14 protein-coding genes and 1 pseudogene are annotated in these 12,575 nt (G+C 57.4%); 10 read left to right on the top strand and 5 right to left on the bottom strand.

The window, feature by feature from the left end:
* Window positions 1-100 precede the first annotated feature (100 nt).
* Genes ABSH60_RS16315 through ABSH60_RS16275 form a run of 9 tightly spaced genes read left to right on the top strand, consistent with a single transcriptional unit; the run spans window position 101 to window position 6,993 of the window.
* A complete protein-coding gene (locus tag ABSH60_RS16315) occupies window positions 101-937 on the top strand; it encodes a MerR family transcriptional regulator (protein ID WP_056778397.1) in 837 nt (278 codons plus the stop codon).
* Entirely contained in the window at window positions 937-1,389 is a 453-nt protein-coding gene (locus tag ABSH60_RS16310) for a nuclear transport factor 2 family protein (RefSeq protein ID WP_122095802.1), read from the top strand. The genes ABSH60_RS16315 and ABSH60_RS16310 overlap by 1 nt, the downstream gene beginning before the upstream one ends.
* Window positions 1,389-2,105, top strand: coding sequence for an SDR family NAD(P)-dependent oxidoreductase (locus tag ABSH60_RS16305; protein ID WP_390974798.1), 717 nt, complete (start codon window positions 1,389-1,391; stop codon window positions 2,103-2,105). The genes ABSH60_RS16310 and ABSH60_RS16305 overlap by 1 nt, the downstream gene beginning before the upstream one ends.
* A 1-nt stretch (window position 2,106) precedes the next feature.
* Window positions 2,107-3,462: an FAD-dependent oxidoreductase gene (locus ABSH60_RS16300; RefSeq protein ID WP_390974796.1), complete on the top strand. Its 1,356-nt coding sequence runs from the start codon at window positions 2,107-2,109 to the stop codon at window positions 3,460-3,462.
* Window positions 3,459-4,175: a DUF1365 domain-containing protein gene (locus tag ABSH60_RS16295; protein ID WP_056778383.1), complete on the top strand. Its 717-nt coding sequence runs from the start codon at window positions 3,459-3,461 to the stop codon at window positions 4,173-4,175. Before ABSH60_RS16300 ends, ABSH60_RS16295 begins: the two co-directional genes overlap by 4 nt.
* Window positions 4,176-4,177: 2 nt before the next feature.
* Window positions 4,178-5,410 (top strand): class I SAM-dependent methyltransferase, encoded by a 1,233-nt coding sequence (locus ABSH60_RS16290; RefSeq protein WP_390974794.1) that lies wholly within the window; start codon window positions 4,178-4,180, stop codon window positions 5,408-5,410.
* Window positions 5,407-5,898 carry a DUF2878 domain-containing protein gene (locus ABSH60_RS16285; protein ID WP_056778379.1) on the top strand — a complete coding sequence of 164 codons (492 nt, stop codon included), beginning with the start codon at window positions 5,407-5,409 and terminating at the stop codon, window positions 5,896-5,898. Before ABSH60_RS16290 ends, ABSH60_RS16285 begins: the two co-directional genes overlap by 4 nt.
* Complete coding sequence (locus ABSH60_RS16280; RefSeq protein WP_390974792.1) at window positions 5,895-6,422, top strand: hypothetical protein; 528 nt, start codon at window positions 5,895-5,897, stop codon at window positions 6,420-6,422. Before ABSH60_RS16285 ends, ABSH60_RS16280 begins: the two co-directional genes overlap by 4 nt.
* 22 nt (window positions 6,423-6,444) lie before the next feature.
* Window positions 6,445-6,993: a DUF3833 domain-containing protein gene (locus ABSH60_RS16275; protein WP_056778373.1), complete on the top strand. Its 549-nt coding sequence runs from the start codon at window positions 6,445-6,447 to the stop codon at window positions 6,991-6,993.
* Window positions 6,994-7,043: 50 nt separating this feature from the next.
* On the opposite strand, the gene yedA is transcribed toward ABSH60_RS16275, so the two are convergent.
* A complete protein-coding gene (gene yedA / locus ABSH60_RS16270) occupies window positions 7,044-7,958 on the bottom strand; it encodes a drug/metabolite exporter YedA (protein ID WP_122095808.1) in 915 nt (304 codons plus the stop codon).
* Between the two features lie 223 nt (window positions 7,959-8,181).
* Here yedA and ABSH60_RS16265 point away from each other — a divergent pair.
* Window positions 8,182-8,283, top strand: a pseudogene (locus ABSH60_RS16265) (hypothetical protein); the annotation flags it as partial.
* 63 nt (window positions 8,284-8,346) lie between these two features.
* Here the strand turns inward: ABSH60_RS16265 and ABSH60_RS16260 are convergent.
* From ABSH60_RS16260 to ABSH60_RS16245, 4 genes are read right to left on the bottom strand one after another with little or no spacing between them, the layout of a single operon-like run.
* Window positions 8,347-9,117 carry an ABC transporter permease subunit gene (locus ABSH60_RS16260; protein WP_390974789.1) on the bottom strand — a complete coding sequence of 257 codons (771 nt, stop codon included), beginning with the start codon at window positions 9,115-9,117 and terminating at the stop codon, window positions 8,347-8,349.
* A complete protein-coding gene (locus tag ABSH60_RS16255; protein ID WP_390974786.1) occupies window positions 9,114-10,058 on the bottom strand; it encodes an ATP-binding cassette domain-containing protein in 945 nt (314 codons plus the stop codon). The genes ABSH60_RS16260 and ABSH60_RS16255 overlap by 4 nt, the downstream gene beginning before the upstream one ends.
* A complete protein-coding gene (locus ABSH60_RS16250) occupies window positions 10,055-11,224 on the bottom strand; it encodes an ABC transporter permease (RefSeq protein WP_122095811.1) in 1,170 nt (389 codons plus the stop codon). Before ABSH60_RS16250 ends, ABSH60_RS16255 begins: the two co-directional genes overlap by 4 nt.
* A 60-nt stretch (window positions 11,225-11,284) precedes the next feature.
* Window positions 11,285-12,199 carry an ABC transporter substrate-binding protein gene (locus tag ABSH60_RS16245; protein ID WP_371414303.1) on the bottom strand — a complete coding sequence of 305 codons (915 nt, stop codon included), beginning with the start codon at window positions 12,197-12,199 and terminating at the stop codon, window positions 11,285-11,287.
* Window positions 12,200-12,575 lie beyond the last annotated feature (376 nt).

The raw sequence follows: 12,575 nt of genomic DNA, 5'->3' as shown, positions 1-12,575 counted from the left end.
CCGTTAGTATTAGGTAAGTTGTACAAAAATAATAAAGTTGTACAACTTTGCGACGAGACGCTAGAGTTAACATTAGTTTTATGAATATTTGGGCCAACACATGTCACTTTACAGCATCGGCGAGGTTGCTCGCATTTGTGGTATCAACCCGGTCACGCTTCGCGCATGGCAGCGCCGTTATGGCCTGCTCAAACCGCAGCGTACCGAAGGCGGCCATCGGCTGTTTAATGATGAAGATCTCGACACCATCCGCACCATTTTAGGCTGGATTGAACGGGGTATCCCGGTCGGTCAGGTGAAATCCCTGCTGGAAGGTAAAGTTGAGGCGGTGTCAGGCGACTGGTCGGAATCCGAGCACCGTTTGCTGACGGCCCTGCAAAGAGGCCAGAGCCAGAAAGTGCGTCAGGTGATAACCGAACTCGGGCGCGAATATCCCGCTGCGGCGCTGGTGAACAATGTATTTCGCCCGCTGCGTGCCCGGCTCAATCCCGGCGATCACCGCCTGCGCACCCTGCGCAGTCTGTTCGATGGCCTGGTGATCGAACATGCGGTGATGTGCATGAATGCCGCCCGTAAACGTCCTGGGGTGCGGGCTGCGCTGCTGGGCTGGGGCGCAATCGATACCACCGAATTGTGGCTCGAAGCCATCGTGCGGTGTGAAGAAGGGATGCAGGTGGAGGTTCTGCCCGGTCATCTCGAAGACCCACATCTGGAAAACGTGCTGTGCGATGAAGTCTACCTGTGGGCGGAAGGAAAACTGACGCAAATTCAGCGTTTACGCATGGCGCAGTGGGTCGATCAGGGGCTGACGATTTACCTGCTTGGCAGCGCATCGGTGCTGCTGGCGGCTGAGACTGGAAGTCACGAAGAGGCTGAAATCTGTGCAGTTGCCGATGATGAGACGGTTGTTCCGATACACAAATTTAAGGAAAAATAATGATTAAACATTTTCCTGAACCCCCTCTTTCAGCCGATGTCCTGACGCGACTGTGTGAATTCTACCGTCATCTGGACATGAGCCTGCTGCCCCAGCTTTCGCGCATTTATCACCCGCACGTGGTGTTTATCGATCCGGTCTCCCATTACGACGGCGTAGATGCCCTTGAGCGATACTTCGCACAACTGCTCAAAAAAGTGAATTACTGCCGCTTTGACATTCAGCCTCCGCTGATTCAGGGCGAAGAGGCGTCGCTGTTCTGGCGTATGGAGTATTCCCACCCTTCACTGAAAAAAGGTCAGGCGATGTCTCTTAACGGTGCAAGCCATTTACGCCTTGCCGAAAACCGCATCATTTATCAGCGCGATTATTACGATCTCGGTGCCATGATTTACGAGCACGTCCCGATGCTCGGCGGTGCCGTTCGCGCCATCAAAGCTAGGTTGAAATAATGCGCCGCGTACTGATCACCGGTGCCAGTTCGGGTATCGGTCAGCAACTGGCGCAGGATTACGCTGATGAAGGCTGGGAAGTCACGGCCTGCGGCCGCGATGGCGGCAAACTCGACGCCGTTGCCGGGCACAGCCCGCTTATCGTCCCGCTGAGTTTTGATATCACCGATCTGGCACAAACGCGTCAGGCACTTCAGGGCGTGCAGGCCGATCTGGTGATCCTCTGCGCCGGTACCTGTGAATACCTGGATAACGGCGTGGTGGAAGCTGAAAAAGTCGCACGGGTCATCAACACTAATTTCATGGGCCCGGTGAACTGCCTCGATGCCCTGCTGCCCGGTTTAGCGCCCGGCAGCCGCGTGGCGCTGGTCGGTTCAACCGCCTCCTTGCTGCCGTTCCCCCGCGCCGAAGCCTATGGCGCCTCCAAAGCGGCGCTGGCGTATCTTGCCCGTTCGCTGTCGGTCGATCTGGTGTCGCGCAATATCCACATCTCGCTGATCCAGCCGGGCTTTGTCGATACCCCGCTGACCTCACGCAATGACTTTCCGATGCCGATGATGGTGACCGTCAGTCAGGCGTCGGCGCACATCCGTAAAAAGCTGGCGCACGGAGCCAGTGAAATTGCCTTCCCGCCACTTTTTGCCCATTTACTGAAGGCGGCCGCATTGCTGCCGGTGGGCGTGCAAAAATGGTTAAGCCGAAAAATGGTGAGATAAGATGACAACAAAAGTGGCGATCGTCGGCAGCGGTATTTCCGGCCTCAGCTGTGCGTGGTTACTGGCGCAGCGTCAGCCTGACTGTGAAATTACTGTGTATGAATCCGCGGCGACGCTGGGCGGGCACACCGCCACGCAGGACGTGGTGTGCGACGGCAAAGAGTACGCCATCGACACCGGTTTTATTGTCTACAACACCCGCACCTATCCTCATTTTATTGCCCTGCTGAAAGAGCTGGGCATTGAAGGCCAGACCACCGAAATGAGTTTTTCGGTGCGTAACCCGGTGAGCGGGCTGGAGTATAACGGCCACTCGCTGAACAGCCTTTTTGCCCAACGGCGCAACCTGTTTAAGCCACAGTTCTGGCGGTTTATCCTCGAAATTCTGCGCTTTAATAAACTGTGCAAGGCGCGTCTGCTCAATGCGCATAACGATGAAGATACGCTGGCTGACTTGCTGGATCAGAACGGCTTTACCCCGTTTTTCGCCCTGCACTACGTGCTGCCCATGGGCGCGGCGATCTGGTCCTCTTCCCTGAGCGACATGGCGAATTTTCCGCTGTCGATGTTCCTGCGCTTTTTCGACAATCACGGCCTGCTGGATGTGGCTAACCGCCCGCAGTGGATGGTGGTGCCGGGCGGCTCGCGGGAATATATCCGCCGGATGCACGAAAAATTACCGCGCAGCGTGACCCTCAGAACCCATACGCCGGTGACTGCCATCACCCGCAGCACTTACGATGTGACGCTGCACTCCGCACGCGGCGAAGAAACCTATGATCAGGTGATTTTTGCCTGCCATTCCGATCAGGCGCTGGCGATTTTAGGCGACAGCGCCACGGCGGATGAACGCGCCATACTCGGTTCGCTGCCGTACCAGGCTAACGACGTGATTTTGCACACCGACACCCATCTGTTGCCGCGTGAAAAGCGCGCGTGGGCGAGCTGGAATTATCAGTTACCTAATTCGCTGAAATCCTCCACCCGTGCCGATATGCGCGATACCAGCCCGGCGCACACCCGCCGCGCCAGCGTGACCTACAACATGAATATCTTGCAGGGTCTGGATGCGCCACACACCTTCTGCGTCTCGCTCAATCCGCTGACGCCGATTGATGAAAGCAAGGTGCTTTTTCGCACCACCTACATGCACCCGGTGCTGAATCTGGAAAGTCACCACGCGCAGCAACAGCGTTTTCGCATTAACGGCCAGCACCGCACCTGGTTTTGCGGCGCGTACTGGTATAACGGATTTCATGAAGACGGGGTCAACAGCGCCCGCGATGTGGTCGCGCAACTGGATTTGCAACTCAGCCGTGAAGCAGAACAACGGACGTCTGAGCAGGCCGCGTCATGAACAGCACGCTGTACGTCGGCACGGTGCGCCATCGCCGGTTTACGCCGGTCGATCACCGCTTCGACTACGACATTTTCATGCCGCTGATCGACCTTGACGAGCTGGATCAACTCCCCGCCGTGGGGATCCGCCTTGAGCGGTTTTCTGCGGCGAGCTTTCGCCGCAAAGATTATCTCGGCGGCGGCGACATCAAAACCAAAGCGCAGGACCGGATTGCCGAACTGACCGGAGAACGCCCGGATGGCCGGGTGATGTTGCTGTGTCAGCTGTGCTATTTCGGCTGCTATTTCAATCCGGTCAATTTTTACTACCTGTATGATAAGGCAGGTATTTTGCGCTGGATGCTGGCCGAAGTACGCAATACGCCCTGGAACGAACGCCACACCTACGCCGTGCTCCCTGACGGCTCGCAACCGGTGCCGAAAGCCTTTCATGTGTCGCCCTTTAATCCGATGGACATGGTCTATCACTGGCGTCTCACCCCCCCCGGGAAAGAGTTACACATCACTATCGAAAATCACCGCAAAGAACGTGAATTCGATGCTGCCCTGTCGCTCAGGGCGCTGCCGCTGACCCGCGAGGCGCTGCGTAAGCAACTGTGGCGACTGCCCCTCATGACCGCGAAAACCGCCCTGACCATTTACTGGCAGGCGGTAAAACTGTGGCTGAAACGGGCACCTGTTTATTCTCATCCTCCTGTTGATAAGGACTGATCATGAGCCAACCCGAAGTGCAACTCGCCCGCGAAGGGGCGACAAACCGGCGCAGCAAGGCTGCACGCGCACTGATCCTCGGCGTGTTAAAACAGCTGCATGGTGCCGGTCTGACCCTGCGGGAAGCAGGCGAGAATTCGCTGTTTTTTGGTGACCCGACCGCGCCGCTGCAGGGGGAAATCGAAGTACACAACCTGCGCGCCTACCGCCGTGTTTTGCTCGGCGGCAGCATTGCGGCGGGAGAAAGTTATATTGACGGCGACTGGACGACGCCCAATCTGACCACCGTGCTGCAACTGCTGGCGGAAAACCTCAAACTGGTTGATAAGCTCGAGGCCCGTCTGAGCTGGGTCACCGCGCCGCTTAACGGCCTGATCCACTTTTTCCGCCGCAACAGTCCGTCGCAGGCACGCAAAAACATTTCAGCCCATTACGATCTGGGCAACGATTTTTACCAGGGTTTTCTCGATGAGAAAATGCTCTATTCGTCGGCCTGGTATCAGGAACCGCAGATGACGCTGGAACAGGCGCAGGAAGCAAAAATGCGTCGTCTGTGCGATCAGCTGCACCTGCATGCAGGGGATCACCTGCTCGAAATCGGTACCGGCTGGGGAGCCATGGCGGAATTCGCCGCCCGTGAATATGGCTGTCAGGTCACCACCACCACGATTTCCCGCGAGCAGTACGACTATGCCTGCGAGCGCATCGAAAAGGCCGGACTGACCGGTCGCGTCACCGTGCTGTTTGAAGACTATCGCGCGCTGCGCGGGCAGTTCGACAAACTGGTGTCGATAGAGATGATCGAAGCGGTCGGCAAACGCTACCTCAAAACCTTTTTCAAACGCTGCAACGCACTGCTCAAGCCGAACGGCCGCATGGCCATTCAGGCGATCACCATTGCCGATCAGCGTTATGCCTCTTACAGCCGCAACGTCGATTTCATTCAGCGTTACGTGTTTCCCGGCGGTTTTTTACCTTCCATCACCGCCATGAACGACACCATGACCCGCTGCACCGGCCTGGTGGTACGCGATCTGTTCGACATTGGTTTCGACTATGCCCGCACGCTGCATGAATGGCGTGAACGCGTACAACGTTACTGGAATGCCCAGCTGGACGGCGCGCAGGACGAACGTTTCCGCCGCCTGTGGCTGTTTTATCTGTGCTACTGCGAGGCCGGATTCCGCGCGCGCACCATCAGCACCGTGCAGCTTATCGCCGAGCGGCGCGCATGAGCACCCTGCGCTTCTGGCTGCTGACGCTGGGTTTTGATGCCTGGTGGACGCTGGCCGTGTGGGGGCGCGAACGCGTTATTGTTTTTCTGCTGATCAGCAGCTTTCTGATGCTGGCGTTTACACCGTCCCGCCGCCGGTTATGGGTGGCGGTGGCCTGCACGCTGGGCATTATTCTTGATTCTGTCTGGTGCATTCTCGGGCTGTTTGAGTTCACCGGTTCGACCGGCGTCCCGCCATGGATGATGGCGCTGTGGCTGGGTTTCAGCGCGTGGTGGTTGTGGCTTCTGGGCTATTTACAGTTCGCCTGGTACTGGCTGATCCCGCTCGGCGCGGTCAGCGGCCCGCTGGCGTATTTCATCGGTATGCGTCTGGGGGCGATGGAACTTCTCGCCTCTCCCGCTCACGTCTGGTTGCTGATGGCAGCGGGCTGGGCGGTGTTCCTGCCGCTTATCAGCCTGCCGGTTTTACTGCACAGGAGAAAACCATGAGACGTATGTTAACGGCAGCACTGGCACTGATGCTTTCCTTCTCTGCGTTTGCCTCCACGCCCTGGGCGCAGTGGCAACAGGTTGGCCGCGCCACCTTAACCTGGGGGCCGTTCGAGGTTTATCACTCCTCATTACTGACACCGGGGGGGAAATATCAGGCGCAAAAATGGCCGCAGGCACTGGTTATTGATTATCTGCGCAGTATTGATCGCGAGGAGCTGACCAAAGCCACTGAAGAACAGTGGCAAAAACTGGGCATCGACAGTGAGGCGCAAAAAAATGGCTGGCTGGAAGCCGTTGAAAAGACCTGGCCGGATGTCAGTAATGGCAGCCAGATCGTCTTTCTCGCCACTGAAAAAGGCGGTCAGTTTTACAGCCGCGCCCCCAACAGCGTGATGACAGCGCCCGTCGGCGAAAGCTTCAGCCCGGCGTTTCGCGATGCATTTCTGGCGATCTGGCTCTCTCCCGCCACGCAGTATCCTGATTTACGCAGCAAGCTCATCGGCGCATCGGCGTCAGATTAAGGTTCATCCGACCGGAGGTTTTATGACAGTTTCCCGCTCTGTTCTGCGCAAAGGTTTTCTCGGTCTGATGACAGCCTGCGTGCTGTTACTCACCAGTTGCAGCGCAGACATCAAAGATTACGCACAGACGCAACCGAAACTGGATATTTTCACTTATTTCAGCGGTGACAGCGTGGCTTACGGCATGGTGCAGGATTACACGCACAAACAAACGCGGCGTTTCGCGGTGAAAATTCGCGGCGATGTGGTTGCCGACACCCTGACGCTGCATGAAGATTTTGTCTATGACGATGGCGAGAAACAGACCCGCGTCTGGCACATCCGCAAACTGGCTGACGGCACCTACACCGGCACCGCCGGCGACATCATCGGCACCGCAAAAGGCCAGTCGGCGGGCAATGCGTTTAACTGGAACTACGTAATGGACGTCAAATCAGGCGGCAGCACCTACCGCCTGACGTTCGATGACTGGATTTACCAGCAGGATGAACAGCACCTGTTTAACGTCACCTCGCTGAAAAAATTCGGCGTAGAAGTGGCGCGGGTGACGTTGTTCTTTGAGAAGAAATAGGTCTGCCCCCTCCCCTGCAAAGGGGAGAAATAAAACACATCGGCTTTCGGTTAAACCTTCACTTCCTTAATGACCGATTTCCTTCGTCCGAAGACAAATTTCCCCAGCGTGACCAGCAGCACTGCGCACAGGATAATCCCCAGCGCGACCCATTCGACCGGTGACAGGGATTCACCGGCGAAGCCAATGCCAAGCAGAACGGCGACGATCGGGTTAACGTAGGCGTAGCTGGTGGCGAGGGCCGGACGTACGGTTTTTAGCAGGAACATGTACGCACTGATGGCGATCATCGAGCCGAACACAATCAGATAACCGAGCGCCAGAAAGCCGTGCAGCGAAGGCGTGGCGGCCAGGTGCTCGCCGTTTAACTGGCTGGCGATCAGCAACACCACACCGGCGACAATCATCTCTGCTGCACCGGCCATCAGGCCTGCTGGCAGCGGCAGACGCGAACTCCACACCGAACCGAATGCCCAGCTTATCGAGGCCAGCAGAATCAGCGCCGCGCCCCACGGATTGCCCCCCAGATTGCTGCCGGTATTGAGCAGCACAATCCCGAACAGGCCAATGCCCACGCCGGTCCATTCCAGACGGCTGTTCGGCATCCCCCACAGGCGGCTAAAGCACAGCGTAAACAGGGGCACGGTCGCCACCATTACCGCCGCAATGCCGGACGGCACCTGCATATGTTCCGCGACAGTCACCAGACCATTGCCCACCGAGAGCAGCAAAATACCCACCGCACCGGCGGCCAGCCACTGTTTCAGACCGGGGAACTTATGCCCGCGCAGCAGCAGAAAAGTGAACATCACGCAGCCGGCGAGAAAGAAACGCAGCCCGGCCATCATCAGCGGTGGCCAGCTTTCCACACCGACGCGGATCACAAAATAGGTAGAACCCCAGATAAAATACAGCGCAAACAAAGCAGCGATTAACGGCAGCAAGGAACGGGAGACTGAAGGCATAGGAGTAACTTATTAGCGTGATAACGAAGGCAGACAGTTAACGCTATTGCCCTGATTAACGGCAAGGAAATCTGTGCGATCGCATCAAAATGTTGCTAAAAAGTTTCTGCATATGACAAAACATGCGCTGAGATCAGCGATAAAGTAATCGCCGCATGAATAGTGTGTTGCAGGGGTAACGAAACAATTTATAATTCCCGACTCATTTTCTGAGGTACTGCACATGAACTCGCTTGGCAAAAAATTATTTATCGCATTGTTTGGTCTGATGGCAATTGGCGCGATCGGTGGCGTGATGGTTGCAGGCTACGCCGTGGTTATTCAGGATGACGCCAAACCGGTCAGCGATAACGATGCCCCGTCCGTGGTGCCTGCGCCACCCTCTGCGTCAGCGAACTGATTCGTCTGCTGACCGCTGCTGCCAGCGGTGTAACCAGCGGCTCCAGCGTTCAAACAGCATATCCACGCAAATCGCCAGCAGCGCGACGATCGCCGCCCCCTGCAACACATAGGCGGTGTTGAAGCCGCTCAGCCCGATGATGATCGGTGAACCGAGGCTCGATGTACCGACCGTCGAGGCAATCGCCGCCGTGCCGATATTGATGATAACGGAAGTCCGGATCCCGGCGATGATCACCGGCGCCGCCAGCGGAATCTCCACTTTACGCAACATCTGCCAGCGGCTCATGCCGACGCCCTGCGCAATTTCCCGCGCCGAGGCAGACACTGATTCAATTCCGGCAATGGTTCCCTGCAATATTGGCAGCAAGCCGTAAAGGACCAGCGCGATAATCGCCGGTTTTTCGCTGAACCCCATCACCGGTACCGCCACGGCCAGCACCGCCACCGGCGGAAAGGTCTGCCCCATCGCCACCAGTGTCTCCACCAGTGAGCGAAATTCTTTCCCCGCCGGGCGCGTAACGCCAACCCCCGCCGCCACGCCGATCGCCACCGCAATCAGGCTGGATATGCCGACCAGCATCAGATGCGCGGCCACCAGCGAGGCAAAACTTTCCTGCTGATAAACCGGCCGGCTCAGTTGTGGAAACATCCAGTGGAACACCCCGCCGAGCGAGGTCATGCCGAAAATCAGCGCCAGCAATAACGCGAACAACCAGGGTAAGGGATCGGTGATGACCCGCCGTAAACCTCGTTTCATGCCTCACTCCTTTGCGCGGTGAGATCGGCAAAATGCAACACGCCGACCGGTTGCCCCTGCTCATCCACCACCGGCAGCTGCGCAGCCTGCTGCGCGACAAACGCAGACAACGCCTGACTCAGGCTCATCGACGCCCGCAGCGGTTTCTGGCTGCCGGTATAGTGCTCGCCGTGGCGGGTGCGCGAACTGACATCCTGCAACGACAGCAGACGAATGCCCATGTCGCTGCCGCCAAAGAAATCGCGTACGAACGGCGTCGCCGGTTTGGTCAGCAACTCCAGCGGCGTTCCCTGCTGCACCACCTGCCCGTCGTTAAGCAGCACAATGCGGTCGGCCAGCGTCAGCGCTTCATCAATATCATGTGTCACCAGCACAATGGTGCGGTGGGTCATTTTATGGATGCGCGCCACTTCTTCCTGCAACGTGGCGCGGGTCACCGGGTCAAGCGCGCCAAAAGGTTCATCCATCAGCAGCACTTCCGGGTCAGACGCCAGCGCACGCGCCACGCCGACGCGCTGTTGTTGCCCGCCGGAAAGCTGATGCGGATAACGCTGACGAAACTGTTTCGGATCGAGATTGAGCAGCGACAACAATTCGGTCACGCGGTCGCGGATTTTCGCCTTCGGCCATTTCAGCAGTTGCGGCACCGTGGCGATATTCTCCTCGACCGTCCAGTGCGGGAACAGGCCAATCGACTGGATCGCATAGCCCATCCGGCGGCGCAGATCCTGCGCGCGGAATTTTTCTATCGGTTCACTGGCAAATAGAATTTCCCCCCGGTCGTGCTCCACCAGCCGGTTAATCATTTTCAGCGTGGTGGATTTTCCGGAACCGGACGTACCGATCAGCACCGTGAATTCGCCTTTGGCCATTTCCAGCGTGAGATCGCGCACGACCGCTTTTCCGGCAAAGTGTTTGCTAACCTGCTTGAAATGAATCATCTGCGTGAAGTTTCCAGTAGTGAGACTGCGAATTTAAACAGGCTGTCGACGACCACCGCCATCAGCACCGCCGGGATGACGCCCAGCAGCACCAGATCCAGTGCGCTGCTGAGTAATCCCTGGAACATAATGGCACCGAGGCCACCCGCGCCGATCAGCGCCGCGACCATCGCCATGCCCACCGTTTGCACCGCGACAATGCGGATGCCGGTGAGGATGACCGGCAAAGCAATGGGCAGTTGTACACGGAAAAATATCTGAACGCGGTTCATGCCCATGCCGCGCGCCGACTCGATCACCGCTTCCGGCACCGAATCCAGCCCGGCGATCACGCCGCGCACCAGCGGCAGCAGCGAATACAGCACCAGCGCGATAATCGCCGGTGCCAGCCCGATACCGCTGATGCCATGTTCCGCCAGCCACGGCAGCGCTTTCGCAAGCCCGGCCAGTGGCGCAAGCAGCAGGCCAAACAGGGCGATCGACGGCACGGTCTGAATGATATTTAGCACCGACAACACAGCGCCGCGCCAGCGCGGTGAGCGATGGCAGAACAAACCGACCGGCAGGCCGATCAGCACCGCAGGCAGCAGCGTGCCGGACAAAATGCCCAGATGCTGCCACAAGGCGTCGTTAAACACGTCGGAGCGGTTATCGTATTCTTTTAACAGAGAAAGTTCGGCCAGCTGCCCGTACGCCAGCAGCAACACCACCGGCAATATCATCTGGACGTTGAGCACAATCCGCAGGCTGTGGTTGCGGGTAAACCGGGAGATGGCGTCAGAGGCGATCAGCAGACACAGCGCCGAGGCAGCCCAGAAACCGCCGCCGAGCGACGTGCGCGCAATGCTGTCCTCATCGCCACCGGTCAGTTGCACTGCGCTGTGCCCGGCCAGCCACACCAGCGCCGCCAGCAGAATTTCCGCCAGCAACATCACCAGCAGGTGATGTTTTCCGTATAACGTGAGGAAGGCCGCCGCCAGCAGTAACAGCGCGGGCAGCAAAATCAGCGTGGAGGTGCCGTGCAGCAGCGTCACTAATGAAATGCCCTGCCCCGACACCAGCCGGTTCGGCGCATGGCTGAGAAATGCCAGGCCATAACCGGCCAGCAAAAGCAGCAAAACCAGCGTCAGCAGCACGCGGTTTTTGACGAATGAATGATGAGTCAAAACAGTACCTGAGTCCGGAGAGCACGACCCGCAGGCCGTGCTCTGGGCGTCACTGCCCGATTATTTTTTAACGAAACCCTTTTCCTGCAAATACTTCGCCGCGACTTTCTTCGCATCCAGCCCGCCGACCGCGATTTTCGCATTCAGCGTTTGCAGCGTTTTAGTATCCAGCGAAGCGAAGACCGGTTTCAGCAGCGCCGGAATGTTCGGATGGGCTTTCAGCGCGGCCTCACGGATGATCGGCGCAGGTGCATAAATCGGCTGAACGCCTTTCGGATCTTCCAGCGTTTGCAGGCCGAGTGCGGCCACCGGGCCGTCAGTACCGTAAGCCATCGCCGCATTCACACCGGAGGTTTTTTCCGCTGCGGCTTTGATAGTGACCGCCGTATCGCCGCCCGCCAGTGACAGCAGCTGTGCCTGATTCAGCTTGAAGCCGTACGCATTTTCAAACGCCGGTAACGCATCAGGACGTTCGATAAATTCTGCCGACGCCGCCAGTTTAAAATCCCCGCCGGAGCTGATGTATTTGCCCAGATCAGCCAGTGATTTCAGGCCATGCGCACTCGCCAGATCGTTACGCACCGCGATGGTCCAGGTATTGTTCGCCGGGGACGGATCCAGCCAGACGATTTTATTCTGGTCGTAATCGAGCTTTTTCACTTTGTCGAAACCGGCCTGCGCATTTTTCCACGCCGGGTCTTTTTCGTCTGAGAAGAAGAAGGCACCGTTACCGGTGTATTCCGGGTAGATATCAATTTCACCGGCAGAAATCGCGCCGCGCACCACTTTGGTCGTACCCAGTTGCAGCTTGTTGGTGGTCTTGATGCCGTTAGCTTCCAGCACCTGAATAATGATGTTGCCGAGCAGCGATCCTTCGGTATCAATTTTCGACCCCACGCGCACCGTCTCATCCGCCGCATGTGCGGTGAAACTCATTGCCGACAGCGCCAGCAATGCTGCGGTCATTCCCCGCATCCGCCCTGTTCTTGCAGTCATGGTAAGTCCTCTTTTTGATTTTTTGGGTGTATGTCGCCGGGCGACGGTCTGGCAAATTAGCTTTCATCAGTGAAAACAGCGTGCTGACAAGGATAGTTCAATTTTGGGTAAGGGGTCTGATGGTGAGGTATAAAAGCAGGGCGTAACCGGCCTGGGAAATGCGTATTGCTGCACAGCTAATCTGCGAAATGGATAATGCCGGCTGGCACAGCGTGCAGAAGGCGGGAGGTGAACTGATGAGGGGTTTTAAGCGCAGGCTTAGATCCCTTTGTTTTAAGTTATAGCCATTTGATGTGATGTCTCGGGTAATCAGGACTTGTGAGCGGCATCACGTCGCCACTATGCTGGTTTTTTT

This window comes from Rahnella sp. R3(2024), from assembly GCF_042920125.1.
In the GTDB taxonomy this organism is placed as follows: domain Bacteria; phylum Pseudomonadota; class Gammaproteobacteria; order Enterobacterales; family Enterobacteriaceae; genus Rahnella; species Rahnella rivi.
This window is presented reverse-complemented; position numbering and strand designations above follow the sequence as displayed.

Coding starts and splice junctions, on each gene's coding strand:
- ABSH60_RS16315 (WP_056778397.1), top strand. CDS start 101: ATGTCACTTTACAGCATCGGCGAGGTTGCTCGCATTTGTGGTATCAAC.
- ABSH60_RS16310 (WP_122095802.1), top strand. CDS start 937: ATGATTAAACATTTTCCTGAACCCCCTCTTTCAGCCGATGTCCTGACG.
- ABSH60_RS16305 (WP_390974798.1), top strand. CDS start 1,389: ATGCGCCGCGTACTGATCACCGGTGCCAGTTCGGGTATCGGTCAGCAA.
- ABSH60_RS16300 (WP_390974796.1), top strand. CDS start 2,107: ATGACAACAAAAGTGGCGATCGTCGGCAGCGGTATTTCCGGCCTCAGC.
- ABSH60_RS16295 (WP_056778383.1), top strand. CDS start 3,459: ATGAACAGCACGCTGTACGTCGGCACGGTGCGCCATCGCCGGTTTACG.
- ABSH60_RS16290 (WP_390974794.1), top strand. CDS start 4,178: ATGAGCCAACCCGAAGTGCAACTCGCCCGCGAAGGGGCGACAAACCGG.
- ABSH60_RS16285 (WP_056778379.1), top strand. CDS start 5,407: ATGAGCACCCTGCGCTTCTGGCTGCTGACGCTGGGTTTTGATGCCTGG.
- ABSH60_RS16280 (WP_390974792.1), top strand. CDS start 5,895: ATGAGACGTATGTTAACGGCAGCACTGGCACTGATGCTTTCCTTCTCT.
- ABSH60_RS16275 (WP_056778373.1), top strand. CDS start 6,445: ATGACAGTTTCCCGCTCTGTTCTGCGCAAAGGTTTTCTCGGTCTGATG.
- yedA (WP_122095808.1), bottom strand. CDS start 7,958: ATGCCTTCAGTCTCCCGTTCCTTGCTGCCGTTAATCGCTGCTTTGTTT.
- ABSH60_RS16260 (WP_390974789.1), bottom strand. CDS start 9,117: ATGAAACGAGGTTTACGGCGGGTCATCACCGATCCCTTACCCTGGTTG.
- ABSH60_RS16255 (WP_390974786.1), bottom strand. CDS start 10,058: ATGATTCATTTCAAGCAGGTTAGCAAACACTTTGCCGGAAAAGCGGTC.
- ABSH60_RS16245 (WP_371414303.1), bottom strand. CDS start 12,199: ATGCGGGGAATGACCGCAGCATTGCTGGCGCTGTCGGCAATGAGTTTC.